The sequence below is a fragment of the Modestobacter sp. SYSU DS0657 genome, from assembly GCF_054050925.1.
This window is the reverse complement of the sequence record NZ_JBJHAG010000033.1, coordinates 18,158-44,915: the sequence shown is the minus strand read 5'-3', so window position 1 is coordinate 44,915 and position 26,758 is coordinate 18,158. Positions and strand designations below refer to the sequence as shown.

The 26,758-nt window shown below is 74.1% G+C and carries 24 protein-coding genes and 2 tRNA genes; 12 read left to right on the top strand and 14 right to left on the bottom strand.

Annotation, left to right across the window (positions count from 1 at the left end; translation table 11 throughout):
• Positions 1–165: 165 nt before the first annotated feature.
• On the bottom strand, positions 166–1,008 hold the full coding sequence (locus ACI79A_RS17405) for an SRPBCC family protein (protein WP_457085015.1): 843 nt from the start codon (positions 1,006–1,008) through the stop codon (positions 166–168).
• Positions 1,009–1,171: 163 nt separating this feature from the next.
• On the opposite strand from ACI79A_RS17405, the gene ACI79A_RS17400 reads away from it, so the two are divergent.
• The 3 genes from ACI79A_RS17400 (at position 1,172) to ACI79A_RS17390 (ending at position 4,681) form a co-directional block, all read left to right on the top strand.
• Positions 1,172–2,851, top strand: coding sequence for a DUF885 domain-containing protein (locus ACI79A_RS17400; protein WP_457085014.1), 1,680 nt, complete (start codon positions 1,172–1,174; stop codon positions 2,849–2,851).
• Positions 2,852–3,231: 380 nt separating this feature from the next.
• A complete protein-coding gene (locus ACI79A_RS17395; protein ID WP_457085013.1) occupies positions 3,232–3,564 on the top strand; it encodes a WhiB family transcriptional regulator in 333 nt (110 codons plus the stop codon).
• A gap of 103 nt (positions 3,565–3,667) precedes the next feature.
• A complete protein-coding gene (locus ACI79A_RS17390; protein WP_457085012.1) occupies positions 3,668–4,681 on the top strand; it encodes an NADPH:quinone reductase in 1,014 nt (337 codons plus the stop codon).
• Positions 4,682–4,740: 59 nt separating this feature from the next.
• Here the strand turns inward: ACI79A_RS17390 and ACI79A_RS17385 are convergent, their stop codons facing one another.
• The 5 genes from ACI79A_RS17385 to ACI79A_RS17365 all read right to left on the bottom strand — a co-directional run bounded on the left by ACI79A_RS17385 (position 4,741) and on the right by ACI79A_RS17365 (position 10,713).
• A complete protein-coding gene (locus tag ACI79A_RS17385) occupies positions 4,741–6,150 on the bottom strand; it encodes a hypothetical protein (protein ID WP_457085011.1) in 1,410 nt (469 codons plus the stop codon).
• Positions 6,147–6,968 (bottom strand): metallophosphoesterase, encoded by an 822-nt coding sequence (locus tag ACI79A_RS17380; RefSeq protein ID WP_457085010.1) that lies wholly within the window; start codon positions 6,966–6,968, stop codon positions 6,147–6,149. Before ACI79A_RS17380 ends, ACI79A_RS17385 begins: the two co-directional genes overlap by 4 nt.
• Positions 6,969–7,299: 331 nt before the next feature.
• Positions 7,300–8,460: an acyl-CoA dehydrogenase family protein gene (locus ACI79A_RS17375; protein ID WP_457085009.1), complete on the bottom strand. Its 1,161-nt coding sequence runs from the start codon at positions 8,458–8,460 to the stop codon at positions 7,300–7,302.
• Positions 8,457–10,451 carry an ATP-binding protein gene (locus ACI79A_RS17370; protein ID WP_457085008.1) on the bottom strand — a complete coding sequence of 665 codons (1,995 nt, stop codon included), beginning with the start codon at positions 10,449–10,451 and terminating at the stop codon, positions 8,457–8,459. The genes ACI79A_RS17375 and ACI79A_RS17370 overlap by 4 nt, the downstream gene beginning before the upstream one ends.
• A 76-nt stretch (positions 10,452–10,527) precedes the next feature.
• Positions 10,528–10,713 carry a hypothetical protein gene (locus ACI79A_RS17365; protein ID WP_457085007.1) on the bottom strand — a complete coding sequence of 62 codons (186 nt, stop codon included), beginning with the start codon at positions 10,711–10,713 and terminating at the stop codon, positions 10,528–10,530.
• Between the two features lie 98 nt (positions 10,714–10,811).
• Between ACI79A_RS17365 and ACI79A_RS17360 the strand changes: the two genes are divergently transcribed.
• Complete coding sequence (locus tag ACI79A_RS17360) at positions 10,812–11,342, top strand: ferritin (RefSeq protein ID WP_457085006.1); 531 nt, start codon at positions 10,812–10,814, stop codon at positions 11,340–11,342.
• A gap of 43 nt (positions 11,343–11,385) precedes the next feature.
• Here the strand turns inward: ACI79A_RS17360 and ACI79A_RS17355 are convergent, their stop codons facing one another.
• On the bottom strand, positions 11,386–12,990 hold the full coding sequence (locus ACI79A_RS17355; RefSeq protein WP_457085005.1) for a carboxyl transferase domain-containing protein: 1,605 nt from the start codon (positions 12,988–12,990) through the stop codon (positions 11,386–11,388).
• A gap of 56 nt (positions 12,991–13,046) precedes the next feature.
• Here ACI79A_RS17355 and ACI79A_RS17350 point away from each other — a divergent pair, with 56 nt between their 5' ends.
• A complete protein-coding gene (locus ACI79A_RS17350) occupies positions 13,047–13,649 on the top strand; it encodes an SACE_7040 family transcriptional regulator (protein ID WP_457085004.1) in 603 nt (200 codons plus the stop codon).
• 3 nt (positions 13,650–13,652) lie between these two features.
• Here the strand turns inward: ACI79A_RS17350 and ACI79A_RS17345 are convergent, their stop codons facing one another.
• Both ACI79A_RS17345 and ACI79A_RS17340 read right to left on the bottom strand, forming a co-directional pair.
• Positions 13,653–15,707, bottom strand: a complete 2,055-nt coding sequence (locus ACI79A_RS17345) for a hypothetical protein (protein ID WP_457085003.1) — start codon at positions 15,705–15,707, stop codon at positions 13,653–13,655.
• Positions 15,708–15,801: 94 nt separating this feature from the next.
• The gene (locus ACI79A_RS17340; RefSeq protein WP_457085002.1) at positions 15,802–17,025 is read right to left on the bottom strand and encodes a hypothetical protein; all 1,224 of its coding nucleotides are present in this window, start codon (positions 17,023–17,025) and stop codon (positions 15,802–15,804) included.
• A gap of 144 nt (positions 17,026–17,169) precedes the next feature.
• On the opposite strand from ACI79A_RS17340, the gene orn reads away from it, so the two are divergent.
• Positions 17,170–17,850, top strand: coding sequence for an oligoribonuclease (gene orn / locus ACI79A_RS17335; protein ID WP_457085001.1), 681 nt, complete (start codon positions 17,170–17,172; stop codon positions 17,848–17,850).
• A 49-nt stretch (positions 17,851–17,899) separates the two neighbouring features.
• A tRNA-His gene (locus ACI79A_RS17330) sits at positions 17,900–17,975 on the top strand.
• A 66-nt stretch (positions 17,976–18,041) separates the two neighbouring features.
• Here the strand turns inward: ACI79A_RS17330 and ACI79A_RS17325 are convergent.
• Positions 18,042–18,197: a hypothetical protein gene (locus tag ACI79A_RS17325; RefSeq protein ID WP_457085000.1), complete on the bottom strand. Its 156-nt coding sequence runs from the start codon at positions 18,195–18,197 to the stop codon at positions 18,042–18,044.
• Positions 18,198–18,421: 224 nt separating this feature from the next.
• On the opposite strand from ACI79A_RS17325, the gene ACI79A_RS17320 reads away from it, so the two are divergent.
• Together ACI79A_RS17320 and ACI79A_RS17315 are read left to right on the top strand one after the other, a co-directional pair.
• A complete protein-coding gene (locus ACI79A_RS17320) occupies positions 18,422–19,564 on the top strand; it encodes an AI-2E family transporter (protein ID WP_457084999.1) in 1,143 nt (380 codons plus the stop codon).
• 38 nt (positions 19,565–19,602) lie between these two features.
• Positions 19,603–20,145 (top strand): DUF1353 domain-containing protein, encoded by a 543-nt coding sequence (locus ACI79A_RS17315; protein WP_457084998.1) that lies wholly within the window; start codon positions 19,603–19,605, stop codon positions 20,143–20,145.
• A 52-nt stretch (positions 20,146–20,197) separates the two neighbouring features.
• Here the strand turns inward: ACI79A_RS17315 and ACI79A_RS17310 are convergent, their stop codons facing one another.
• Positions 20,198–21,358: a L,D-transpeptidase gene (locus tag ACI79A_RS17310; protein ID WP_457084997.1), complete on the bottom strand. Its 1,161-nt coding sequence runs from the start codon at positions 21,356–21,358 to the stop codon at positions 20,198–20,200.
• A 218-nt stretch (positions 21,359–21,576) separates the two neighbouring features.
• Here ACI79A_RS17310 and ACI79A_RS17305 point away from each other — a divergent pair.
• Positions 21,577–21,649, top strand: a tRNA-Lys gene (locus ACI79A_RS17305).
• A gap of 95 nt (positions 21,650–21,744) precedes the next feature.
• Positions 21,745–22,110 carry a hypothetical protein gene (locus ACI79A_RS17300; RefSeq protein ID WP_457084996.1) on the top strand — a complete coding sequence of 122 codons (366 nt, stop codon included), beginning with the start codon at positions 21,745–21,747 and terminating at the stop codon, positions 22,108–22,110.
• Here the strand turns inward: ACI79A_RS17300 and ACI79A_RS17295 are convergent, their stop codons facing one another.
• Positions 22,111–23,301, bottom strand: coding sequence for an MFS transporter (locus tag ACI79A_RS17295; protein WP_457084995.1), 1,191 nt, complete (start codon positions 23,299–23,301; stop codon positions 22,111–22,113).
• A 50-nt stretch (positions 23,302–23,351) separates the two neighbouring features.
• Between ACI79A_RS17295 and ACI79A_RS17290 the strand changes: the two genes are divergently transcribed.
• Positions 23,352–23,906, top strand: a complete 555-nt coding sequence (locus tag ACI79A_RS17290) for a gluconokinase (protein WP_457084994.1) — start codon at positions 23,352–23,354, stop codon at positions 23,904–23,906.
• Between the two features lie 65 nt (positions 23,907–23,971).
• Here the strand turns inward: ACI79A_RS17290 and pruA are convergent, their stop codons facing one another.
• Complete coding sequence (pruA, locus tag ACI79A_RS17285; protein WP_457084993.1) at positions 23,972–25,597, bottom strand: L-glutamate gamma-semialdehyde dehydrogenase; 1,626 nt, start codon at positions 25,595–25,597, stop codon at positions 23,972–23,974.
• 58 nt (positions 25,598–25,655) lie between these two features.
• Positions 25,656–26,588 carry a proline dehydrogenase family protein gene (locus ACI79A_RS17280; RefSeq protein ID WP_457084992.1) on the bottom strand — a complete coding sequence of 311 codons (933 nt, stop codon included), beginning with the start codon at positions 26,586–26,588 and terminating at the stop codon, positions 25,656–25,658.
• Positions 26,589–26,758 lie beyond the last annotated feature (170 nt).

Genomic DNA, 26,758 nt, shown 5'->3' with positions numbered 1-26,758 from the left:
GCTTCCCGGCTCGCCGCTGGCCGGCGTCCTCGAACGCGGTGCGCTGGGCACCCTGGACCGGGGGTTCGCCCGCCGGCACGACCGGGCGGCACTGGTCGCGGGGGGGGGGGGGGGGGGGGGGGGGGCCCCCCCCCCCCCCCCCCCCCCCCCCCCACAACGGCCCGGTCAGCTGCGGCTGCCGCCACCGATCATCGGGTCGTCACCGGTGTCCCGACCCGCCTCGGTGGCCCCGCCGCCCGGGGTGGTGCGGTTGTCCGCGTCGGACTCCTCGGTCACCACGTCGGCGCGCACCTCGCCCGCCGGCGGCTGGTCGACGACGGTGACCGACTGCTCGGTCACCGGAGGCGCCGGGGTCACCGGCGGAGCAGCCGGCACCTCCTGCGGCTGCTCGCTCTCCGAGCCGCTCCTCGACCCGGCCACGGCCGCGCCCGCAGCCGCGACCCCGGCCAGCGCAGCCGCCCCGGCGGCGACGCCCTTCGCCGACAGCCCGGCCTTGCCGCTGTCCCCGCGGGACTGGGCGGCGTCCTCGACGCCGGGGGTGCCGGCACCGACGCCGGGCCGGATCTCGCCGCGCCACGCACCGCTGGCGTAGCCCGCGTCCTCGATGAGGGACTTGAACCTCTGCAGGTCCGACTTCGCCTGCCGGCCGACGATGCCGAGCTTGTCACCGGCCTGCTCCACCAGCCCCTCGGGCTCGTACTCCAGGCTCAGGTGCACGATCGTGGACGCTGGACCGACGGGTTCGAACCGGACGGCGCCGGCGTTGGTCGCGCCGTCCGTGGCAGCCCAGGCGATCTTCTGGTCGGGGATCTGCTCGAGGACCGCGGCGTCCCACTCCCGCTTCACCCCGGCGATCTCGGCCACCCAGTGCAGTCGCTGGTCACCGCGCTGGGAGACCTCCTTCACCCCGCTCATGAAGTGGGGGAAGTCCTCGAACTGGGTCCACTGGTCATAGGCCGTCCGTACCGGGACGTCGACCTGGATCGACTCCTCGACCTTGGTGCTCATCGTCTGTTCCTCCCTCGTCGCAGGCACTGGCTGCCTCGCCCCTACCCCCTCGCGCCGCTGTTGCACGTCCGATCACGCGCAACCGCGGGGCGCCCTGCCCGGGTCCCGGCGCAGACCGCCGACCGGCCCTCGGGAAGGCGCCGCCGGGGTTAGCGTGACGAGCGTGACCGAGCCGCAGCGTCTGCCGTCCGACCTCGACCAGCTCGCCGACCGGTTCGTCGACGCCTACGCCGCCGACCAGCCGACCCGGGCGACCTACGTGGGCGTCGCCGGCCACGACGACCGCTGGCCGGACCTCACCCCCGACGGCCGCGCGGCCACCGCGGAGCTGCTGCGCCGCACGCTGGCCGAGGTCGAACGGGCGCAGTCCGCCGACCGCCGCGACGACGTCGCCCGCAGCGCGATGGTCGAGCGGATCGGCGCCGAGCTGGCCCTGCACGAGGAGGGCTGGAGCCAGGCCGCGCTGAACACGATCGACAGCCCGCTGCAGGACTTCCGCAAGACCTTCGACCTCATGCCCACCGGGACCGAGGACGACTGGGCGACGATCGCCCGCCGGCTCGCCGCCCTCCCCGACGCGCTGGCGGGCTACACCGCCGGCCTCACCGACGCGGCGGGCCGGGGCCGGGTCTCCGCCGCCCGCCAGGTCCGGCTGGCCGCCGGCATCGCCCGCCGCTGGGCGGGGGCGGCCGGGCAGGCGGGCTTCTTCTCCCAGCTCGCCGGCCGGGCCCCGGTCGACGGCGCGCTGCGCGCCGACCTGGACCGGGCGACCCAGCGCATCAACGCCGCCCTGGTGACCTTCGCCGACACCACCGAGCGGGACCTCCTGCCGCACGCGCCGCAGGCGGACGGCGTCGGCCGGGAGCGGTATGCGCTGGAGTCCCGGCTGTTCACCGGCATGGACCTCGACCTCGAGGAGACCTACGCCTGGGGCTGGGAGGAGCTGGCCCGGGTCGTCGCGGAGAAGGCGGCGGTCGCCGAGGAGATCGCGCCCGGGCAGGGCATCGCCGGCGCGATGGCCGCCCTGGACGCCGACCCGGCCCGGCAGGTCCGCGGCCGCGACGCACTGCAGACCTGGCTGCAGGAGACCGCCGACCGGGCGATGGCCGCGCTCGACGGCGTGCACTTCGACATCCCCGGCCCGGTGAAGCGGATCGAGGGGCGGCTCACCCCCACCTCCGGCGAGGGCGTCTACTACACCGGCCCCACGGAGGACTTCTCCCGGCCGGGCCGGATGTGGTGGTCGCTGCCCGAGGGCGTCACCGGCATGACGACGTGGCGGGAGACGACGACCGTCTTCCACGAGGGCGTCCCCGGCCACCACCTGCAGATCGCGCAGAACGTCTACAACGCCGCGCTACTGAACCGCTGGCAGCGGCTGATGGCCTGGTGCTCCGGGCACGGCGAGGGCTGGGCGCTCTACGCCGAGCGGCTGATGGGCGAGCTGGGCTTCCTCGACGACCCGGGCGACCGGCTGGGCATGCTCGACGCCCAGGAGCTGCGCGCGGCGCGGGTGGTGCTCGACATCGGCGTCCACCTGGACCTGCCGATCCCGGCCGGCCGCGCCGCCGGCGACCGCTGGACCTACGACGTCGCGCTGGCGTTCCTCCGCACGCACGTGAACTTCGCCGACGCGATGCGCGTCGACGAACTGCACCGGTACCTGGGCTGGCCCGGCCAGGCGCCGTCCTACAAGGTCGGCGAGCGGGTGTGGCTGGTCTGCCGCGAGCAGGCCCGGGCGCGCGCCGGGGCCGACTTCGACCTCAAGGCCTGGCACCGGGCCGCGCTCGACCTCGGCCCGCTCGGCCTGGGCCCGCTGGCCGCGGAACTCGCCCGGATGTGACACCCGGCCGCACCGGCCCGGTGCGGCCGGAGATCGGCACTGCCGAGGATGAGCGACGGACGGCACCCCGCCGCGGGACTGGACGAACGGTCACCGGAACGTCCATCCCGGCCCCTGCCGATCTGGACGAAGCTCTTCATCCCCGTGGGCAAGACCTGCTGTGGACCCCGGCGTGTCGGACGGTTCGTCGCGCACGACTGCGGCGCCCGTGACGACTGGTGCGGATGGGGCCGGCCGTCACGCGGACGACATTTGACCGGTTGTGAAGGACAGCCGTGTAATTCATGGCGTTGTCACAGGTCGTGACAAACCGGCAACCGCGAGTACGGGTGGCGGAGCGAGACGCAGGGGGACGAATCGTGATGGCTGAGGTTTCCTGGATGAGCGAGTACCGGAGCGCGGCGGCAGCAGCAGCGCCGGTCGACTGGGCCGGACAGGACGTGCTGGGCCTGGCCACCGTCCACCAGGGCGGCTTCCCCGGCTTCGACGGCGAGGAGCAGGGCTGGCAGGAGAACGCCCTGTGCGCCGAGACCGACCCCGAGGCCTTCTTCCCGGAGAAGGGCGGCTCCACCCGCGAGGCCAAGAAGATCTGCACCGGCTGCGAGGTCCGCGCCGAGTGCCTGGAGTACGCGCTCGCCAACGACGAGCGCTTCGGCATCTGGGGCGGGCTCTCCGAGCGGGAGCGCCGCCGGCTGCGTCGCCGCGCCAGCTGACGCAAGGACCCCGTCCTCCGCACCCCGCGCACGCTCGGGGCGAGCCGCTGGACGGGGCCGACCGGCGAGGCATCGGCGAGACGGTGTCGGGTAGGAGCCGCTCGTGCGAGCGATCACCTACACCCAGCCCGGCGGCCCCGACGTCCTGCAGCTCGTCGACCGCCCCACCCCCGAGCCCGGCCCCGGCGAGGTCCTGGTCCGCCTGGCCTTCTCCGGGGTGAACCCCACCGACTGGAAGTCCCGCAGCAGCGCACAGCCCGGCCCCGACGGGCAGGTCCCCAACCAGGACGGCGCCGGCACGATCGAGGCCGTCGGCCAGGGCGTCGACCCGGTGCTGGTCGGCGAGCGCGTGTGGATCTGGGAGGCCGCCTGGCAGCGGCCGCACGGCACGGCGGCGGAGTACACCGTCGTCCCCGCCCGCCAGACCGTGCTGCTGGGCGCCGACCCCGCCTTCGAGCTCGGTGCGAGCCTGGGCATCCCCTTCCTCACCGCGCACCGCTGCCTCACCGTGGCCGAGTCGCTGCCCGACCGGCTGGCCCCCGGCTCGCTGAACGGCCGCACCGTGCTGGTGCAGGGCGGCGCCGGCGCCGTGGGCAACGCCGCCATCCAGCTCGCCCGCTGGGCCGAGGCCACCGTGATCGCCACGGTCAGCAGCCCGCAGAAGGCGCAGCTGGCCGCCGCGGCCGGCGCCAGCCACGTCGTCAACTACAAGCAGCAGGACGTCGTCGCCGAGGTGCGCAAGATCGTGCCGGCCGGCGTCGACGCGATCGTCGAGGTCTCCGCCGCGCAGAACGCCGCCACCGACGCCCAGGTGATCGGCATGCACGGATCGATCGCCATGTACGCCGACGACGGCGGCGCCGAGGTGACCATCCCGGTGCGCGCCCAGATGGGCCCCAACGCCCGCTGGCAGTTCGTGCTCGTCTACACCGAGCCCACCCGCGCGAAGGACCTCGCCGTGGAGGACGTCAACGCCGCGGTGCTCGACGGCGCCATCCGGGTCGGCGAGGACGCCGGGCTGCCGCTGCACGTCTATCCGCTCGCCGAGACGGCAGCCGCCCACCAGGCGGTGCAGGACGGCGCCGTCGGCAAGGTGCTCATCGACGTCACCGCCTGACGCGCGCACGGGTGCGGCCCCGACTCCACCTGGAGCCGGGGCCGCACGCGTCGATCAGGTCAGCGCACCACGGTGAAGGGCACGCTCACCGGGTCGGCCGACCGGTCGCCCAGCGACTGCGTCGCGACCAGCTCGTAGGTGCCCGGCTGGAGCGTCCCCATCGCCGCCCGCCACGTGCCGTCCCTGCCGACGGTCACCGTGCGGGTGATGCCGGCCTGCACCGTCACCGTGGCGCCGGGGGTGCCGGTGCCGGTGGCGGTGACCGCGGGCTTCGTCGTCGCGTCGGCCGCCGGCGAGGTGACCGTGAGCCCTTCGATGTCGGCCCGGGCGGTCAGCCACTGGTCCTGGCCGATCGGGTGGTCGACCACGCGGGTCTCACCGATGCAGCCGTTCCAGCCGTTGGTGGCCTTGTCGTCGACCCAGTCGGACCCGAAGATCCACGGCATCGCCCCGTCCAGCCCGTGGCCCACGGTGTCCGAGGCGTTGCGCAGCACCGGGGCGCCGTCGACGTACATCGTGGTGGTGGCCGACTCCGGGTCGTTCACCAGCGCGACGTGCGCCCACGTGTCGACCATGATCTCGCCGGACCAGGCGGTGCGGTCACCCTTGGCGGTGTCGACCGGCACCTCGGTCCACTGGAACTCCTTGAGGTTCGACAGGCCCAGCGCCACCGGCGACGCCGTCCAGTCCCAGCGGCTCCACGGCACGCCGATCTGCGACCGGTTGCCCGAGCGCACGATCGCCTTCATCCAGGCGTTGTCCGACTGGTTCCAGCTGGGGTCGATCTTGAGGAACGTCTCGATCGTGTAGCCGTTCTCCAGCGCCTCGAGGTTCACCGGCGCGTCCGCGCGGGTGGTCAGGTAGCTGAACCGGTTGGTCTGCTTGTTGGCGTTGGTGAAGCAGACCGCCGCGCCGTCCGAGGAGTACGGGTGCGCGTCCTGCGAGAAGTTCACGTCCCGCAGCTGGGCGGTCGGCGAGCCGGACTGGCTGATCGGCACGCGCATCAGGTTGTTGCGGTTGTTGCCCTCGACGTCGCGGATGACGCCGCCCTGGGCGACCACGCCGCGCAGCCCGTTCATCCGCCAGTGCGCCAGCGTCCCCTCGACGCGGGGGTAGTCCGCGGGCGAGCCCGGCAGCTCGGTGGTGACCGGGTCGGGGGCGACGAAGCCGTCGAGCAGGATGTCGCGCGCCGCCTGGGTGAGCGAGGGCTCGTCGGCAGAACCGGCGGTGAACCCGGGGTTGAACCCGGCGAAGCGCTCCGAGAAGTCGATGTCCAGGGTGAACTGCTGGTTCGGGCCCTCGAGGAACGCCTGGTCGTAGGAGGTGAGCTTCTCCGCCGGCTTCGCGACCACCCACGGGGATCCGGTCTGCACCGAGATGGTGTCGTTGGTGAGGTCGAACTCGAACAGGCCGAGGTAGCCGTTCCCGCCCTCGTAGGCCATCTGGTAGTCCATCAGGACCTGGGTCACCGGGTGCCCGAAGTCGTTCTGCTTGACAGCCGGGTCGCGCCGTGGAAGTGGCCGTTCAGCGTCATGAAGATCTGGTCGTTGCCCTTGATGAGCTGGTCCCAGAGCCGCAGGCCGTAGCGGGTCTCCTGCGGGGAGATCCCGTCGTTCTGGATGCCGATGATGTCGTGCGAGGTGAGGATGACCGGCACGGTGGGGTGCTGGTCGATCACCTCGTTCGCCCAGCGCAGGGTGGCGTCCGAGGCCCGCCAGGACAGCGCCAGCACCATGAACTGCTGACCCTCGGCCTCGAACACGTGGTACTGGTTCATGCCCGTCGGGTCACTGCCGCCGTAGGTCGACTGCTCGGCTGCCCGGTCGGGGCCGAACCAGCGCAGGAACGGCTCGGCCGCCAGGTCGTACTGGTCGTCGTACCAGTTGTCCGAGCTGTTCCGGACGTCGTGGTTGCCGGCGAGCACCGAGTAGGGCAGGTCGGCGTCCTCCAGCGTCCGCATCGCGGCGTCCGCGGTGCGCCACTCGCCCTCCTGGTTGACCTGGTCCACGACGTCGCCGAGGTGGGCGACGAACGGGATGTTCAGCTCGTCGGCGTGCTCGGCCAGCCAGCGGGTCTGGACGGCGAAGGGGTTGTTGCCGTCGCCGTAGCGGTCCGGCCGCTCGAACTCGGACTCCGCGTAGCGCGAGTAGAACTGGGTGTCCGGCAGCACGGGGAGCATGAACCGGGAGGCCGGCTCGGTGGGCGCCGCCTGGGCGGGGGCGGCGGTGGCCAGGCCACCGGCCGTGGCGAGCGCGGCCACCGTGGTGACGACTCCGGCGCCGGCCACGGCCCGCAGGCGGGACCTCCGGGCGGGACGGTCCCCGCGGTGCGCGGGCCGTGTTCTGAGCAGGTGCATGGAAGCTGACCTCCGACTGTCCTGGGATCGGTGGGGGCCCCACCGCGCGGGAACGCTGTCGATCAGCTGTGGCCAGGGGATGTCGACGTTGTGTACGGAGTCCTAGCCCGGCATGAAGCTGTAGTCGCTACACCGGACGGTTCCGTTACCGGGGAGGCCGACCCGCCCACCCCCGTTGATCATCGGCAGATGGTCCCCGAACACGCCGGCCACCGGCGTGTCACCCGGCAGGACGCCGATGATCAACTGCCGGGATGCGACCTCAGCCCACGCCGAGGGAGCGGGCGATGAGCATCCGCTGCACCTCGGACGTGCCCTCGCCGATCTCCAGGATCTTCGCGTCCCGGTAGAACCGGCCGACCGGGAACTCGGTCATGAAGCCGTAGCCGCCGTGCACCTGCGCGGCGTAGCGGGCGTTCTCCACCGCCATCTCCGAGCTGTACAGCTTGGCGACCGAGGCCTCCCGCTTGAACGGCTCGCCGCGCAGCATCTTCTCCGCCGCCCGGTAGTAGGCCAGCCGCGCGGTCGAAGCACGCACCTCCATGTCGGCGATCATGAACTGCACCGCCTGGTTGCGGCCGATCGGCTGCCCGAACGCCTCCCGCTCGGCGGCGTACTTCACCGACTCGTCGACACACCCCTGCGCCAGGCCGACGGCGAGCGCGGAGATGGCGATCCGCCCCTCGTCGAGGATCGACAGGAACTGCGCGTACCCCCGGCCGCGCTCCCCCACGAGGTTCCCCGCCGGCACCCGGACGTCGTCGAAGGCCAGTTCCCGGGTGTCCGAGGCGTTCCAGCCCACTTTGGCGTAGCGCTTGCCGACGGTGAACCCCGGCGTGCCCGACGGCACGACGATCGCGGAGATCTCCTTGCCGCCGTCGGCCTTCGTGCCGGTGACCGCGGTGACGGTGACCAGGTCGGTGAGGTCGGTCCCGGAGTTGGTGATGAACGCCTTCGATCCGTTGATCACCCACTCGTCGCCGTCCAGCCGGGCGGTGGTCCGGGTGGCGCCGGCGTCCGAGCCGCCGCCGGGCTCGGTCAGCCCGAAGGCGCCCAGCGCCTCACCGGCGCACAGCCGGGGCAGCCACTGCTGCTTCTGCTCCTCGGTGCCGAACCGGAAGATCGGCATCGCCCCCAGGGAGACCCCGGCCTCCAGGGTGATCGCCACCGAGGAGTCGACCCGGGCCAGCTCCTCCAGCGCCACGCAGAGGGTGAAGTAGTCGCCCCCCGACCCGCCGTACTCCTCGGGGAACGGCAGGCCGAACAGCCCCAGCTCGCCCATCTGCCGGACGATCGCGGTCGGGAACTCGTCGCGCTCGTAGAAGCCGCCGATCTGCGGGGCGATCACCTCCACGGCGAACTCCCGCACCAGCTGCCGCAGCGCCTCGGTCTCCTCGTCGAGCCGGTAGTCCAGCACGGTCACTCCCCCTCGCCGGGCGCCGGTGGGGTCACCACGGCCACCCGCTCGTCGAGCCGGACCGACTGGCCGGCCGTCACCGGGAGCTCGGTGACCACTCCCGCGACGGGGGCGGTCAGCACGTGCTCCATCTTCATCGCCTCGACCACGAGCAGCGGGGTGCCCGCTGCCACCTCGTCGCCGAGGGAAGCGCGCAGCACGGTCACCGTGCCGGGCATCGGGGCGGTCACCGCGCCGTCGACGGCGGTCGCCGTCACGGCGCCGGCCAGCCGCTCGTGCTCGCGCAGGGCGATCACCTGCCCGTCCACGGCGAGCCAGACCGTGCCGTCGGCGTGCACCGCGGTCCACCGGGTGGTCACCTCGCCCAGCGTGACGTGCAGCTGGTCGCCGTCCCGGACGGCGCTGGCCGGCTGCGGGGCGTCGTCGCCGATGCGCACCTGCGCCGACGACGCCCGGCCGCGCACCCGCACCTCGACCGGCTCCCCACCCGGGGCCTGCAACCGGCGCAACGTCCAGGCGGGCCCGCCCAGGCGCCAGCCGCCGGGGACGTCCCACGGGTCGACGACCGGGCCGGCCGGCTCGGCCTCCATCAGCAGGGCGAGCGCTGCCGCGGCGTAGGCGTGCGGCGGCGGCGGGTCGGCCCGGGTGAGCTGCGCCCCCCGGCGCTCGATCAGCCCGGTGTCCAGCCGGCCGGCGACGACGTCGGGGTCGGCGAGCAGGCCGCGCAGGAAGGTCGCGTTGGTGGGCACCCCGAGGACGGCGGTCTGCCCGAGTGCGCCGGCCAGCCGGGCGCGGGCGGTCTCCCGGTCGGGTGCCCAGGCGACCACCTTGGCCAGCATCGGGTCGTAGTCGGTGCCGACGACGGTGCCCACGGTGATCCCGCCGTCCACCCGGATGCCGCGGCCGGCGGGCTCTCCCAGCCCGACCACGGTGCCGGTCTGCGGCAGGAACCCGCGGGCCGGGTCCTCGGCGTAGAGCCGCGCCTCGATGGCGTGCCCGTCCAGCACCACGTCGTCCTGGCCGAAGGGCAGCGGCTCCCCGGCGGCGACCCGCAGCTGCAGCTCGACCAGGTCCAGGCCGGTGACGCACTCGGTCACCGGGTGCTCGACCTGCAGCCGGGTGTTCATCTCCAGGAAGAAGAACGCGCTCGGGTCGTCGGCGTCGACGATGAACTCCACCGTGCCGGCGCCGGTGTAGCCCACCGCGCGGGCGGCGTCGACGGCGGCGCCGCCCATCGCGGCCCGGCCGGCGGCGTCCAGCAGCGGCGACGGCGCCTCCTCGATCACCTTCTGGTGCCGGCGCTGCAGGCTGCACTCCCGTTCACCCAGGTGCACCACGTTCCCGTGCGCGTCGCCGAGCACCTGCACCTCGATGTGCCGGGACCGCGCCAGGTACCGCTCGACGAGCAGCGTGTCGTCGCCGAAGGAACCCCTCGCCTCGCGCCGGGCCGCGGCGATCTGCTCGGCCAGCTCGTCCGGGCCGCGCACCACCCGCATGCCCTTGCCCCCGCCGCCGGCGCTGGGCTTGAGCAGCACCGGGAAGCCGACCTCCACCGCGGCGGCGGCGACGGCGTCGTCGTCCATGCCCGGCTCGGTGCGGCCGGGCACGACCGGCACTCCGACGGCGGCGACGGTCCGCTTGGCGCGGATCTTGTCGCCCATCGCCTCGATCGCGGCGACCGGCGGCCCGATGAAGACCAGGCCGGCCCGCTCGCACGCGCGGGCGAAGCCGGCGTTCTCGGAGAGGAAGCCGTAGCCGGGGTGCACCGCCTGGGCGCCGGTGCGCCGGGCGGCGTCGAGCACCCGCTCGACGGAGAGGTAGCTCTGCGCGGCCGGCGCCGGGCCGATCGCGACGGCGACGTCGGCGAGCCGGGTGTGCAGGGCGCCGGCGTCGGCCGCGCTGTGCACCGCGACCGAGCGGATGCCCATCGCGCGCAGCGTCCGGATGACCCGGACCGCGATCTCCCCGCGGTTGGCGACCAGGACGGTGTCGAACACCGCTCACCCCTCGCTTTCCGCGCGGAAAGCGAGGTCCCCCGCGCCGCTTTCGGCGCGGAAAGCGGGCGAGGTGGGGTCAGGCCGCCTTGCGGTCGCTCTTGGCGAGGACGGTGTCGGCCTTGCCGACCTTGACCAGCCGGCGCTTCTTGACCGTGTAGCCGGGCGGGAGGGTGCCCTCGGCGAGCGCGCGCAGCGGGCACCGGCCGCACCGGGGCTTGTCGACGCAGCACTTCTTCTTGGGCATCTTCGCCGACTTCCCCACGCGGTGAGGTTAGCCAAGCCTTGCCGGCCCGTCCACGGGTCCGGCGTGTCGCCGACTACCGTGCGGAGGACGTCACCTCGCGAGAATTGGGAGCCCCGATGGCCGCCGAGCCCTTCATCGACCTGCTCAACGCCCAGATCGGCCACGAGTTCGCCGCCCACCAGCAGTACGTGGCCTGCGCCATCTACTTCGACGAGCTGACCATGCCGCAGACCGCGCAGCTGTTCTTCGACCAGGCGGCCGAGGAGCGCAACCACGCGATGATGATGGTGCGCTACCTGCTCGACGCCGACGCGCGCGTGCAGATCCCCGGCATCGCCGCGCCGATCTGCGACTTCGCCGACGTCGTCGCCCCGGTCGCGCTCGCGCTGGACCAGGAGAAGCGGGTCACCGAGCAGATCAACCAGCTCACCGCCGTCGCCCGGCAGCACAACGACTTCGCCTCCGACCAGTTCATGCAGTGGTTCATCAAGGAGCAGGTCGAGGAGGTCAGCAAGATGAGCGACCTGCTGGCCGTCGTCAAGCGCTCCACGCACGACCTGGAGACGATCGAGGACTACGTGCTGCGCGAGGTCAAGCCGGAGTCGACCGACCCGACCGCGCCCGCGATCGCCGGCGCCGCCGGCTGACCCCCCCGGATCTCCGCCAAAATGGCCGTTTTGGCGGAGGTCCTCACATCCGGAAGACGCCATAGCCGACCTCCTCCAGGGGGGCGTTCGCGCACGCGGAGAGCGCGAGCCCGAGCACGGTGCGGGTCTGCGCGGGGTCGATCACGCCGTCGTCCCAGAGCCGGGCGGTGGCGTGGTACGGGTTGCCCTCCTCCTCGTACTGCGCCCGGATCGGCTCCTTGAACGACTCCTCGTCCTCGGCGCTCCAGGCGTCCCCGAGCCGGTCGCGGCGCACCTGGGCGAGCACGCTGGCGGCCTGCTCCCCGCCCATCACCGAGATCCGCGCGTTGGGCCAGGTGAACAGGAACCGGGGTGAGTAGGCGCGCCCGCACATCGAGTAGTTGCCGGCGCCGAACGAACCGCCGATGACGACGGTCAGCTTCGGCACCCGGGCGCAGGCGACGGCGGTGACCATCTTCGCCCCGTGCTTGGCGATCCCCCCGGCCTCGTAGTCCCGGCCGACCATGAACCCGCTGATGTTCTGCAGGAACAGCAGCGGGATCGACCGGCGGTCGCAGAGCTCGACGAAGTGGGCGCCCTTGAGCGCCGACTCGGCGAACAGCACGCCGTTGTTCGCCACGATCCCGACCGGGTGGCCGTGCAGCCGGGCGAAGCCGGTCACCAGCGTCGATCCGTAGAGCGGCTTGAACTCGGCGAACCGGCTGCCGTCGACCAGCCGGGCGATCACCTCGCGCACGTCGTAGGGGGTGCGGACGTCGACCGGGACGACGTCGTACAGCGACTCCGCCGGGTACCGGGGCTCCTCGACCGGCTCGACCGCCCACGGCCGCGGGCTGCGTCGCCCGAGGGTGCCGACGATCTGCCGGATCATCTGCAGCGCGTGCGCGTCGTCCTCGGCGAGGTGGTCGGTGACCCCGCTGACCCGGGAGTGCAGCTCGCCGCCGCCCAGCTCCTCGGCGGTCACCTCCTCCCCCGTCGCCGCCTTCACCAGCGGCGGGCCGCCGAGGAAGATCGTGCCCTGGCCGCGGACGATGACCGCCTCGTCGCTCATCGCCGGCACGTAGGCGCCACCGGCGGTGCAGGAGCCGAGGACGGCGGCGAGCTGCGGGATGCCGGCCTTCGAGAGATTGGCCTGGTTGTAGAAGATCCGGCCGAAGTGGTCGCGGTCGGGGAAGACCTCGTCCTGCAGCGGCAGGAAGGCGCCACCGGAGTCGACCAGGTAGACGCAGGGCAGCCGGTTGTGCAGCGCCACCTCCTGGGCGCGCAGGTGCTTCTTCACCGTCATCGGGTGGTACGTGCCGCCCTTGACCGTGGCGTCGTTGGCGACGACGACGACCTCGCGGCCGGCCACCCGGCCGATCCCGGTGACGATGCCGGCGGCCGGGACCTCGCCGTCGTACAGCCCGTTCGCGGCCAGCGGCGACAGCTCCAAGAACGGGCTGCCCGGGTCCAGCAGCGCGTCGACCCGGTCGCGCGGTAGCAGCTTGCCGCGGTCGAGGTGCCGGCGGCGGGCCTGCTCGCCGCCGCCGAGGGCGACCCGCGCGAGGTGCGTGGACAGCTCGGCGACCAGGGCGCGGTGGCCGGCGGCGTTGCGCTCGGCCGCAGTCGGGTCCGCCGGCGGGGCGGTGGGGAGCACCGGTGCGTCCACGGGTGCGAGTGAACCACGTCACTCCGGGTGTTGTGAACAGTCGTTAACCTGTCGGTGTGGCCGCCGACCGGGACAGCGCGCTGACCGCCGACGCCGCCCACCCGTCCCGCCGAGAGCAGATCCTGCGGGCCGCCGCGCAGCTGTTCGCCGAGCGCGGCGCGCGGGCGGTCGGCGTCGACGACGTGGGCGCTGCCGTCGGCGTCACCGGCCCGGCCATCTACCGGCACTTCGCCGGCAAGGACGCCATGCTCGCCGAGATGCTGCTGCGGATCAGCGAGCGGCTGCTGGTCGGGGGCGGCGAACGGGTCGCGGCGGCCGGGGACGACCCGCTCGACCAGCTGCGCGCGCTGATCGCCTTCCAGGTCGAGTTCGCCCTGGACAACCCCGCGCTGATCACCGTGCACGACCGCGACCTCGGCGTCCTCGGCGATCCGGACGCCCGGCGTGTGCGGCAGCTGCAGCGGCGCTACGTGGAGGTGTGGGTCGAGGTGCTGGGCCGGGTGCACCCGCGGGCGGGCACCGCGGCCTGCCGGGGGCGGGCGCACGCGCTGTTCGGGCTGGTCAACTCCACCCCGCACAGCGCCGGGCAGGTGCCCCGCCCGGCGATGGCCGAGCTGCTCGGCGCGATGGCCCTGGCCGCCGCGACCGCGCCGGCCTGAGGCTCACTCGCCGGTGCTCGGCAGCGACAGCGCTGAGCTGGTCAGCACGTCCAGCGCCGCACTGGACCCGGCCTCGCCGGCCCACGCCGACTCGACGATCGTGACGCCGCTGCCCCGCTGGCTGCTGGCGTACTGGGCACCCTGCAGCCGCGCCGGGGCGCCGGGGTAGCCGACCCCCTCCCGGAGCAGGTCGCTCACGTTGCCGCTGCCGTCGGTGTCGGCCAGCGCGCGGAGCGCCTGGGCCAGCGACGCCTCCGGCATGGTGACCTCGGCGACCGAGACGACCGCCGACCGGCCGTCGGCCTCCGCCGACCACAGCGAGCGCACCAGCGCGGTGCAGTCGTTCTCGGCGAAGAACGAGGCGACCGAGCCGTAGGCGTGGTCGGCGCAGCTGGTGTCGCGCCGGGTGACCTGCAGCGTGTAGGTGACCCCGTCGATGAGCTCGGTGTCACCGAGCTGGACGCCCTCGGCGCCGCCCACGGCCGGCGCCTCGGTGGTCGCACCGACCGGGTCGGCCGTGCGCTCGTCCCCGCCGGAGGTGAGCACGACGACGCCCAGCACCCCCGCCAGCAGCACCAGGACCAGGGCCGCCACCACGAGCGCCGTGCGCCCGCTGCGAGGTGCCCCGGCGGCGGCGGTCGCCCCGCTCCCGGGTGCGCTGCGGCGGGGCCGCAGCCCCGGGGGCAGCTCGCGGAGCGCGGCGACCGGCGGCGACCCGGACGGCGGGCTCCCGATGCTCCCCGGCCCGAACGGGTAGGCGGTGGTCGACCGGGACCCGGTGGACGGCGCCGGCTCGTAGGCCGGCTGGACCGCGGTGGCCGGACCGGACCCCCGGGGCGACGTCGCGGAATCGCCGAAGAGCCCGTCCAGCCCGCCGGTGTCGCCCCGGTCCGGTTGCGCGGAGCTCTCCTCCGGGGCGTGGTCGCCGAGCAACGACACGGTGTCCCGCGCGGTGGACGACCGCAGCTCGACCGGCACCACCGCCTCCTGGGTGGCATCCGCCCGCGCGGTCGCCGGGAGCGGCTCCCGGGATCCAGCGGACTCGGCGGCCGCGCGCTCGGGGTCCACGGCCAGCTCAGGGGCCGCGGGGTCGGGGGCCACCGCCGACTCAGCGGCCGCGCGCTCGGAATCCACGCGCTCGGAATCCACGGGCTCGGAGTCCACGGGCTCGGGGGGCGCCGTCGGCTCAGGGGCTCGGGCGGCGGGCTCCGTGCGGGCGGGAGCTGCCTGCTCCCCCGCCTGCTGGGCCGCCACGGCGGCCGCGGCCACCCGAGCGGCTGCGGCGGGGTCGACCAGGGGCCCGGCGGGCGCGACCCGGCCGATGCCGTTGCCGGTCGCCGGTCCGGCGGCCACCCGGCTGGGCGAGGCGTTGAGCGCGGCAGGGGTGAGCAGGTCGGGACGGCGCAGCACGTAGGGCGAGTAGGGGAAGCCCTCCCCGTTGAGCTCCTCGACCGACGGGGAGCGGCCGGCCACACCCAGCGCCTCGATCGCCGCCCGGACGTCCGCGGTGGTCCACAGCCGCGGGTTGTCGGTACCGGCGTGCCGGCTGGCCCGGGCCACGCCGAGCAGCAGCGAGCGGGGGTCCAGGACGGCGACCTGGTCGCCCTCGCCGAGGTCGCCGTCGGCGGGCACCAGCCCGGTGACGGCGCCGGTGAGCACGGTGAGCCGGGCGATCCGGCCGGGCTCCAGGCCGGCGCGCCGCAGGGTCACGGCAGCGTGCATGCCGGCGCGCATGAGCCCGTCCAGTGGGGTCGACCCGCCACCGCCGAGCTGCAGCACGCTGCCCGGCCCGTCGCCGTCCCCGATGGTCCAGGGCCCCTCCGGGCCGGCGGTCACCACGCCGGTCTGCCGCTCGACCTCGACGACTCGGACGACGGCGAGGCCCTCGGGCACGAAGAGGACCGCGTCCGACTGCCGCCGCTGCAGCGGGGGTTCGACGATCGGCAGGGACGCCATGACCGCCCCGCGCACGGCGCTGCCGGTGTCCCAGCTGGCGAGCTCGGCGAAGAACGCACGCTCGGCCGCCGACTCCAGGCGGCTCGGCGTGACGATCAGCACGGGTTCTCCACGGTCGGGCGACGGGCCGCCGCGGCGGGGGCGACGGCGGCACGGACCGACCCGACGTTACGTCATCGCGCCCCCCGTCCCGGGTTCACCGGACGGGCGCGCCGCCGGTTCCCGCCGCGACCGCGGCGTCCGGCGCACCGTCCCGGCCGGGCTCGACCGCGTCCCGCCAGCGGAGGAACGCCGACGTCCGGGCGACGCCGTCGACCGTGCCCCACAGCACGGCGAAGGCGAGCGCGACCAGCGGCAGCGCCGCCCAGTTCCAGGGCGGGATCTCCGCGACGACCGACTGTGCGAAGGCGGCCAGCGCGACCCCGGCGGTGACCGGGAAGGCGGCCAGCCACCCCGGGATCCGGGCCAGCACGGCCAGGTCGACCAGGAAGGCGCCGGCCAGCAGCATCACCGGCACCACCGAGGGCGGGAACCCGGTGGCGCCGAGCAGCAGCCAGGTGACCGCCCGGTAGGCCAGGTAGCCGCCGGCGATCGTCGTCGCCGTCCAGCGCAGCCCGACCGACTTCCGGGCGACGACGAGCGCGAGCAGACCGGCGCAGACCAACCACGCGGGGTGCACCCAGGCGGGCACCGGCAGCATGAACTGGGCGGCGTCCTGCCCCTGCGAGGCGGCGAAGTCCAGCAGCTGCGGCTCCGCGGTGGTCCGCCCGGCGCGGTAGTCGGCCAGCGACAGCACCCCGTACTCCTGGTGCTGGTTGGGGAACAGGACGTTCTCCACGAAGAACAGCCACAGTCCCAGCGAGACCAGGTCGCGCAGCCGGCCGGGTGCCGCGTAGAGCCACCAGCCGCGGATGGCGCCGGTCAGCATGATCGCGGTGCCGAGGTAGAGCAGCGCGTGGCTGGGGCTCCAGCTGGTGATGTCCAGCCCGTTGATCCGGTGGTTGACCAGGTCGACCGGGACGGCCACCAGGAAGGTGGCGGTGCCCGCCTGCATCAGGCGGAGCGCCCGCTGGTCGACGCCATGGCCGCTGTAGCTGTGGAAGACGACCAGCGCGACCACCACGACGGTGCCCAGGGTGTTGAGCAGGTGCGGCGGGGCCAGGTCGTCGCGGAGCCACTTGAAGTGCCAGGAGACGTCCCAGGAGGAGCCGAGCATCTTCAGCGTGAACGCGGCCAGCCAGGCGGTGTAGATCCACCGCAGCTCGAGCTGGCTGGTCGGCCGGCCGGGGCGGCCGTGGGTCATGTAGGCCGCCCAGAGCCAGCGCAGCAGCGCGACGGGGTGGCGCAGGCCGGCCCGCAGCGAACCGGGAGCCGGGGGCACCGACGTGGACCGGGGTGCGACGGGCGTGGTCGGGGTCACTCGCAGCTCCGCTGGTTCGAGGCAGGAGCCTGCACAGTAGCGGCGCCGAAGCCGCAGGTCAGCCCACCACCGATCACCCCGGGACCGGTGGGGCCACTGGTGCCGGTGGGCCGTTCCGCCGACGCGTGCGTAGGGTGCCGGGTCGTGGCCGAGAGCGCACCGCAGAACCTGGTCTGGATCGACTGCGAGATGACCGGGCTGGACCTGTCCCGGGACAAGCTGATCGAGGTCGCCGTCGTCGTGACCGACTCGCAGCTGAACGTGCTGGACCCGGGCCTGGACGTGATCATCCACGCCGACGACGACGCGCTGGACGGCATGCTCGAGGTCGTCACCGAGATGCACGCGAAGTCGGGGCTGACCGAGGCGGTGCGCGCCTCGACGGTGACCCTGGCCGAGGCCGAGGAGCAGGTGCTGGCCTACGTGAAGCGGTTCGTGCCCGAGCGGCGCACCGCACCGCTGTGCGGCAACTCGATCGGCACCGACCGCGGCTTCCTGGCCCGGGACATGCCGACCCTGGACGACCACCTGCACTACCGGATGATCGACGTCTCCTCGATCAAGGAGCTGGCCCGCCGCTGGTTCCCCCGGGTGTACTTCGCCCAGCCGCAGAAGGGGCTGGCCCACCGGGCCCTCGCCGACATCATCGAGTCGATCCGCGAGCTCGCCTTCTACCGCCGGACGCTGTTCGTGGCCGACCCGGGCCCCAGCAGCGACCAGGCGCAGGCGGCATCCGCGCAGGTCGTCGAGGCGTTCGCGGAGGTCCTGGCGGCCGGTGCGGCCGACGGCGCGGCCCCGGGCGACCAGCCCCCCGCAGCGGGCTGAAGGACTCCGGTATCGTTGCCCCGGTTCGCCCCGCTCGGGGCGGGCGATGGTGGGTGTAGCTCAGCTGGTAGAGCGCCAGGTTGTGATCCTGGATGTCGCGGGTTCAAGTCCCGTCACTCACCCCACGCGCAGGAGGCCCTGGTCAGGAGACTGACCAGGGCCTTCCGTGTGTCGGCGCCCCGATGCCGGGGTCAGACCTTCGTGTTGCGCTTCACCCAGCCGAAGACCGCGGTGGCGACGAAGAGCACGGCGCCGATGACGACGAGCCAGAACAGCCCCTCGATCACCGAGCCGATGACGATGAGCGCCAGCCAGATGACCAGCAGCAGCGCGATGACCCCGAGCACGGGTCCTCCTTCCGTAGTGTCCTCTCCCGTCGGTATCCGCAACCCGGCCGGGGCACTCCCGGACCGGTGTGATCGTCACGCGACCGTCATGGCCCGTCCCGGTGGGTGGCCGGCCATGACGCGGACCGCTGCGCAACGGATCCGACCTGGCGGAAGGGGGGCAGGGCATGAGGGAACAGCCGCCGGTCCCTGCTGACCCCGCGACCGCACGCCCGGACGGGCGGGTGACCACACTGCACCGCGAGGCGACGATCGCCGGGCGCCTCCTGGTCATCGGGCTGGCCGCCGTGGGCGCCATCTGGCTGGTGCTGCAGGTCCAGTTCGTCGCGGCCGCGGCGATGCTGGGCCTCGCCCAGGTGGCGATGCTGTGGCCGATCACCCGCTGGCTGCGGCGGCGCGGCGTGCCGGCCGTGCTGGCCGCCGTCCTCTGCGTCGTGGCCTACCTGGCGTTCTTCGTGAGCGTCCTGTTCTTCCTCGTGCTGCAGTTGATCGGCGCCTGGCCGGGCCTGGTCGCAGCGGGCACCGACGCCGTCGACGCGGTCTCCACCTGGGCCCAGGACCGCACGGACGACCTGGACAACGCCGGGCTCGACCAGGTCCTCGACCAGCTCGAGTCGTCCGTGGGCACCGCGATGAGCGGGCTGGGCGGCGCGGCGGCCCAGGGCCTCAACGCAGCGGGCAACGTCGCGACCGTCCTGGCGATCGCCCTGTTCTTCACCCTCTTCGCCCTCACCAGCGGCGACCGGTTGTGGCGGCAGTTCGTCCGGGCGCTCCCAGCGGGACGCCGGGCGCCCACCGACGCGGCCTTCCGCGCCGGCATGCGCACGGCCGGTGCGTGGTTCTACGCGGCCACCGCCACCGGCCTCATCGACGGGGTCCTCATCGGCTCCGGGCTGTGGGTGCTCGGCGTCCCGCTGGCCCTGCCGATCGGCGCGCTCACCTTCCTGCTGGGCTACGTGCCGCTGGTGGGGGCCACCATCGCGGGCGCGGTGGCGGTCGCCGTCGCCGGGGTCACCGGCGGGCTGAGCCAGGCGCTGTGGGCGCTGCTGATCGTGGTCGTGGTGCAGCAGATCGAGGGCAACGTGCTGGCCCCGCTGCTGCTCTCCCGGGCGATCAGCTTCCACCCGCTCGTCGTGCTCCTCCTCACGACCGGGGCCGCCTCGGCGTTCGGCCTGCTGGGGCTGTTCGTCGCGGTGCCGGTGGCCGGGGTGCTCGCGGCCGCCGTGCAGGGGTGGCGCCGGGAGGTGCGTTCCCCGGCGGCAGCCGGGTCGGCCGGCGGCGACGACCCGGACGGCGACGACCCGGACGGCGACGACCCGCACGACGGCGGCCCGGTGGGCGCACACACCGCGGCCTCCGCGCCCTGACCCCTGCCGGGCGCCCTCCGGTGGGAGAGGCTCCCGGGGTGCCGTTCGACCCACCGCCACTGACCGTCCGCCGCGCCGACGACCTGTGCTGGGAGGTGGTCGGGCCGCTGGTCTACCGCGGGCGCCGGGACGTCTTCGTCGTCCCGGCCGGGTTCCGCACCGACTTCGCCTCGGTGCCCCGGGTGGTCGTGTGGCTGTTCCCGCAGTTCGGTCGGTTCACCCTGGCCGCGGTGCTGCACGACTGGCTGGTGACCGAGGGGGTGCCCAGCGCCGCGGTCAGCGCGCGGGACGCCGACGGCCTCTTCCGGCGGGTGCTGCGCGAGCTGGGGGTGCCGCCCGTGCGTCGCTGGCTGATGTGGACCGGCGTGCGCTGGGGCGCGCTGGTGCCCCCGGCGCGCCGGGCGGGCTGGGTCCGCGACGCGCCCCGGGTGCTGGCGGTGTCGCTGCTCGCTGCGCCGCTGGTGGTGCCGCCGGCGGCGGTCGTCGCCGCCGCGCTGGGGGTCTACGCCGCGGTCGAGGCCGTCGTCTGCGCCGTCCTGCCCGGGAGCAACCGACGCACCGACCGCGGCATGCGGCTGTGACCGACGGGAGGCCGGGGCCCGGTCCGGGTCCCCGCCTCCCGGGCGGGTGCGGTCAGGAGAGCGCAGAGCCCGCCTGCCACTCCTCCCACGGGATCGCCCAGTCGTAGATGTCGCCGTCGACCGCCGAGAGCGTCGGGCCGATGGAGTTGACCACCTCGACGACGTCGCCGGGCTGGGAGAAGTCGTAGAACCACTTGGCCCGGTCGGTGGAGAGGTTGATGCAGCCGTGCGAGACGTTCGCCGAGCCCTGGTCGCCCACCGACCACGGCGCCGCGTGCACGAACTCGCCGTTGTTGGAGATGCGCGTCGCGTACTCGACGTCGGTGCGGTAGCCACCGGGGGCGTCGACGGCCAGGCCGAAGGTGGAGGAGTCCATGGTGATGTCGGCGAACTTCTCCAGCACCACGTGCGCGCCGTTGCGGGTGGGGTTGTCGCTGCTGCCGGCGCTCATCGGCCAGCTCTGCACCTGCTGGTCGCCGTCGTACACGGTGAGCGTGTGCGCGCCGGCGTCGGCTACGGAGACGTGCCTCGCGCCGATGGAGAAGGAGATCGTGCGGTCCTTCTCCCCCCAGACGCCGTCGCCGAAGTCGACCCCGTAGAGGTCGGCGTGCAGCGTCACGTCGGTGTGCGCCGGCCAGTACGTCGACGGGCGGAAGTGCACCTCGTCGTCGCGCACCCAGTTCCACACGCCGTCGGTCGGGGTGGAGCTCTCGACGAGCAGGTGGCTCTCCACGGCCGCCTTGTCGGCCACCGGGTCGTCGAAGAAGACCCGGATCGGCATGCCGACGCCGACGGTGGTGCCGTCCAGCGGGCCGATGCCCGGGGTGGACAGCGTCGCGGGGCTGACCGTGGTGAAGGTGCTGGTGGCCGCGGTCTGCACGTCGTCGGCGTTCGCCGCCGTGGCGGTGACCGTGTAGCTGGTGCCGTATGCCAGCGGCTCGTCGGGCGTCCACGCCCGCGCGGCCGGGTCGCCCGCCACGGCGCCGATCGTGCCGGCCACCGTGCCGCCGTCGGCGGTGGTCACCTCGACGTCGACCAGCTCGCCCGCGGCGACGGTCAGCTGCACCGGCGTCGTGGGCGGGAGGTCGGTGGCGCCGTCGGCGACGCTCAGGGAGACCTCCGCGGGCGCGGCCGACGACGGTGCCGCCGCCGCGGACCGGTCGGACGTCCCCTGACAGCCGACCAGCAGCGCGAGCACCGCTGCGATGAGCACTGCGGCGATCCGTCTCGCCCGGCGCGACCCCACGACGACCTGCCCTCTCCCGGCGCGTGCCCACCCGAGCCCGTCCCGGAGGCACCGCACGCACTTCGTCCCAGTGTCCCCGCCGGTGCTGACAGTCGGGTGTGAGCAGCAGCATGCTGCCCGGCTGCTCGTGGGCGGCGGACGCCGTGTAGAGTTCTCCTCCGTTGCCCGGCGCTGCCGCGCGACACGCGCCATTAGCTCAATTGGCAGAGCAGCTGACTCTTAATCAGCGGGTTCGGGGTTCGAGTCCCTGATGGCGCACCCTCCACGAAGCGGCCTCGTCCTCCGGGACGGGGCCGCTTCGTCGTTCCCGGGCCGGGCGGCATCCCCGGCGGCGGGCGGGCACAGTGGAGGGCGTGACCGCACCGTCGAACTCCCCCGCCGACCTCGGCGCCGCCCGCGCCCGCGAGTACCTGCAGCTGGTCGAGTCCGGCCGCACCGACGACGCCGAGCAGCTGCTCACCGGCCTCTCCGACACCCGCGAGCTCGTGTACGTCGGCGCCGGTTTCACCGCACTGGCCCGCCGCGCCGGCCGCACCCTGCCCACCGCGATGCGTGCCCAGGCCAGCACCCGGCAGGTGCTGCTCGGCCAGCTGCGCGACCGCAACCGCGGCGACGCCGAGGGGCTGCGGGAGTGGCTGCGCCGCGCCGCCGAGGAGGTGCGCACGGTCGACCGGCTGACCGAGGCGGTCCGGCAGCAGTCGGGTGGCGCGGCGCGCTGATCAGCGCAGGTCCGGTGCGCCGACCGGCGTCCGGCCGAGCGCGGTGGCCAGCGGCAGCGCGGCGGTGAGCAGCGCCGCGATCAGCACGTACGTCCACGGCAGGCCCGCCCCGGCGGCGACCGCCCCGACCAGCAGCGCGCCGGTCGCCGTCCCGCTGTCGTAGCAGGCGTTCCACACCGCGCTCACGGTGGCGGCCGGACCGCCGCCGGCCCGCGCCAGCGCGACCACCAGGGTGAGGTTCTGCACCGCGCCGTAGGTGACGCCGAGCAGCAGCGCACCGCCCAGCACGAGGGCCGCGCCGGCCGCGCCGGCAGCGACCAGCCCCCAGGCGATGAGCAGCAACCCGGCCACGCCCGCCGCCAGCGTGCCGGGCAGCAGCGCCCGGGCGCCGAGCCGGTCGACCAGCACCCCCACCCGCCACCGGGCGAGCCCGCTGGTCAGGCCGTAGCAGAGCAGCGCCACCGGGGCGAGGGCCCCGTCGGGCCGCTCGATCGGCAGGAAGGTGAAGAACCCCGCCGCAGCGAACGTGACCACCAGCAGCACCAGCGACGGGGCGATGGCCGCCCGCACCGCTCGGCGTGCCGAGCCCGGCCGCGGGCTCGGCTGCTCGACGGCGGCCATCGCCCGGCCCAGCGCCGGCGCGAACACGCAGGCGAGCGCGGGCGCGGCGGAGAGGGCGGCCACCCAGCCGAAGTGCCCGGCCAGGGTGAGCGCGGCGCCCCCCGGCACCGCGCCCAGCATCGGCACGGCGATCGCCAGCCCGTACAGGCCGATCGACTCGCCGCGGCGCTCCGGTGGCACCACCTGCGCGGCGATCGTCGAACCGAGCACGGTGATCACCGCGAAGCCCAGGCCGCGGACGGCGGAGACGGCGGCGAACCAGCCCAGGTCCTCCGACAGCAGGTACAGCGGCGAGGGCAGCCCGAGGGCGAGCAGCCCGGCGACGAGCACCGGGGTGACCCCCAGCCGGTTCACCAGCGCCGGCACCGCCAGCTGGCCCAGCACGGTCACCCCGAGGAACACGGTGGTGACCGAACCGGCCGCGGTGAGCCCGTGTCCGACCGCCGCGGCGTGCGCCGGCAGCGCCGAGAGCAGCAGCGAGTAGCTGAGGAAGCCCAGCAGGTTCAGGGCGAACAGCGACCGGACGGCCGGGATCTGCCACAGCGAGCTCCGCCGCTGCGTCCCGGTCACCCGCCGTCCTCCCGTCGCCGGTTCCCGGCATGTGCCCCTACGGTCGGGGCATGGAAACCACGCCCAGCATCCCGGCTTCCACCAGCATCGTCGTCATGGGGGTCTCCGGCTCCGGCAAGTCGACCGTCGCCACCGAGCTCGCCCGGCGGCTGCAGTGGGAGTTCATCGAGGGCGACGACCTGCACCCGCCGGAGAACGTCGAGAAGATGCGCAGCGGCACCCCGCTGGACGACGAGGACCGCTGGCCGTGGCTGCGCCGCATCGCCGAGCTGATCGGCGAGCACGAGGCCGCCGGGACGTCGTTCATCCTCACCTGCTCCGCGCTCAAGCGGAGCTACCGGGACCTGATCCGCGACGGCCACCCCTCGGTGTGGTTCGCCCATGCGAACACCTCCGAGGAGGTGCTCACCGAGCGGCTGGCCAAGCGTCAGGGGCACTACATGCCGCCGAGCCTGCTGCGCAGTCAGCTGGCGACCCTGGAACCCCTGGGCGCCGCCGAGCCCGGCGCCGTGGTGCCCGGCGAGGGATCCGTGGAGGAGACGGTCGCCGACTTCCTCACCGAGCTCTGCGACGCACGGAAGATCCAGCTGCCGCCCACGCCGTGATCATCGGCGAGTGGTGGACCACCACGCCGACGGTGGCCGCCATTCGCCGATGAGCAACGCCGCCACTAGAGCATGTGCGGGTAGCGGTGGTCGGTGGCGGGGACGAACGTCTCCTTGATCGACCGGGTCGACGTCCAGCGCAGCAGGTTCTGCGCGGCGCCGGCCTTGTCGTTGGTGCCCGAGCCGCGGCCACCGCCGAAGGGCTGCTGCCCGACGACGGCACCGGTGGGCTTGTCGTTGACGTAGAAGTTGCCCGCGGCGTGCCGCAGGAACCGCTGCGCGTGCGCGATCGCCGTGCGGTCCTGGGCGATCACCGAGCCGGTGAGCGCATAGGGCGCCGCAGACTCCATCTGGGTCAGCACGGTGTCGTAGTCGGCGTCGTCGTAGACGTGCACCGCCAGCACCGGGCCGAAGTACTCGGTGGTGAAGACGTCGTGCCCTGGGTCGGTGCCCTCGATGATCGTCGGCCGGACGAAGAAGCCCTCGCTGTCGTCGGCGGTGCCGCCGGCGACCACGGTGAGCGCGTCGTCGGCGTCCGCCGCCTCGAGCACGTCCGACAGCCTGGTGAACGACTTCCGGTCGATGACCGCGCCCATGAAGTTCGAGAAGTCGGTGACGTCGCCCATCGGGATGTCCTCGACGGTGCCGATCAGGTCGTCGCGGATCCGGCCCCAGAGGCTGCGCGGCACGTAGGCCCGGGAGGCCGCCGAGCACTTCTGCCCCTGGTACTCGAAGGCGCCGCGGATCATCGCGGTGCGCAGCACGTCGGGGTCGGCGGAGGGGTGGGCGACGATGAAGTCCTTGCCGCCGGTCTCGCCGACGATCCGCGGGTAGCCGCGGTAGGTGTCCAGGTTCTCGGCCACCCGCTGCCACAGCTGCTTGAACACGGCGGTGGACCCGGTGAAGTGGATGCCGGCCAGGTCCGGGTCGACGACGAGGACGTCGGAGACCTGGTGCCCGTCGCCGGGGAGCATGTTGATCACGCCCGGCGGGAGACCGGCGGCCTCGAGCAGCCGCATGGTCAGGTGCGCCGCCACCTGCTGGGTGGGCGAGGGCTTCCAGATCACCGTGTTGCCCATCAGCGCCGGGGCGGTGGGGAGGTTGCCGGCGATGGCGGTGAAGTTGAACGGCGTGATCGCGTAGACCACTCCCTCGAGGGGGCGGTGGTCGGTGCGGTTCCACACCCCGGCCGAGGAGACCGGCTGCTCGGCCACCACCTGGCGGGCGAAGTGCACGTTCCAGCGCCAGAAGTCGATCAGTTCGCAGGCGCTGTCGATCTCGGCCTGGTGGGCGGTCTTGCTCTGGCCGAGCATCGTGGCCGCGTTGAGGGTCTGCCGCCACGGGCCGGCCAGCAGGTCGGCGGCCTTGAGGAAGACCGCGGCCCGGTCGTCGAACGACAGCTCCTGCCAGGCCGGCGCTGCCTGCTTCGCGCACCGCACCGCCTCCTCGGCGTCCGCTGCGGTGGCATGCGCCGAGGTGCCGAGCACCTGGGCGTGCCGGTGCGGGGCGACGACGTCGAAGGCGGCGCCCCGGCCCATCCGCTGCACGCCGCCGATCGTGGCGGTCAGCTCGAACGGCGAGGCGGCCAGCTCGGTCAGCCGCTGCTGGAGCTCCGCCCGTTCCGGTGAGCCGGGGGCGTAGTCGCGCACCGGCTCGTTGCGCGGCGCGGGGACCCGGGTGACGGCGTCCATGGGGTGCTCCTCGGGGATCGACGTCGCCAAAATGGCCATCTTGGCGAGAGGCGGGGTGCTAGGAACGGGTGGCGAGGGAGCGGAGGAAGAACTGCACGTTGGCCGGGCGCTCGGCCAGGCGGCGCATGAAGTAGCCGTACCAGTCGGCGCCGTAGGGCACGTAGGCCCGCACGGTGTGCCCGGCGGCGGCCAGCCGGGTCTGCTCGTCGGGGCGGATGCCGTAGAGCAGCTGGAGCTCGTAGCTGTCGCTGCCCCGCCCGGTCCCGGCGACCAGCTCCAGGAACCGGGCGATCAGCGCCGGGTCGTGGGTTCCGGCCATCGGGTGGCCGTCGCCACGGACCAGGATCTCCAGGCAGCGGGCGTAGGCGGCGTCGACGGCGGCCTTCTCCTGGTGGGCCACGGCCGCCGGCTCGCGGTACGCCCCCTTGACCAGCCGCACCCGGGAACTTCGGGTGGCCAGCGCGCGGGCGTCGTCCTCGGTGCGGTGCAGCATCGCCTGCAGCACCGCACCGGTGCCCGGGTGGTCGCGGCGGAGCTCGGCCAGCACGCCGAGGGTGGAGTCGACGGTGCGGAACTCCTCCATGTCGAGGGTGACCGTCGTGCCCAGCGCCGAGGCCGACTCGACCACCGGGCGCACCAGCGCCAGCGCGACGTCGTCGCCGCCGACCGGCAGCGCCTGACCGAAGGCCGACAGCTTCACCGACACCTCCGCCCGCCGGCCCAGGCCGAACGGCGCGAGCCCGTCGAGGGCGGCGAGGTAGGCGTCCCGGGTGCGCTGCGCCTCGCGGCGGTCGGTGACGTCCTCGCCGAGGTGGTCCAGGGTCACCGCCAGGCCCGAGGCGGTCAGCGCCCGGACGACGTCGAGCACCTCGGGCAGCGTCTCCCCCGCCACGAACCGGTCGACGACGCGCCGGGTGACCGGCGTCCCGGTGACCACCCGCCGCAGACCGGGGCGCCGGGCGGCGGCCAGCAGGGCCTTCGAGGCGAGCACGGCGACCTCCGGGAACGCGGGGTGTGACCTACGACGCTAGGCAGGGCGGCTCGCCCGCACCAGCGCCAGACGCAGGGAATCCGGCGCCCCGCTTCGCACGACCGGCTGAACGGCGGGAGGAGCCCGGTGCGCGACGACCTGCAGGACCTGGTGGACGGAGCTGCACCACC

Coding starts and splice junctions, on each gene's coding strand:
- ACI79A_RS17405 (WP_457085015.1), bottom strand. CDS start 1,008: ATGAGCACCAAGGTCGAGGAGTCGATCCAGGTCGACGTCCCGGTACGG.
- ACI79A_RS17395 (WP_457085013.1), top strand. CDS start 3,232: ATGAGCGAGTACCGGAGCGCGGCGGCAGCAGCAGCGCCGGTCGACTGG.
- ACI79A_RS17360 (WP_457085006.1), top strand. CDS start 10,812: ATGGCCGCCGAGCCCTTCATCGACCTGCTCAACGCCCAGATCGGCCAC.
- ACI79A_RS17290 (WP_457084994.1), top strand. CDS start 23,352: ATGGAAACCACGCCCAGCATCCCGGCTTCCACCAGCATCGTCGTCATG.
- pruA (WP_457084993.1), bottom strand. CDS start 25,597: ATGGACGCCGTCACCCGGGTCCCCGCGCCGCGCAACGAGCCGGTGCGC.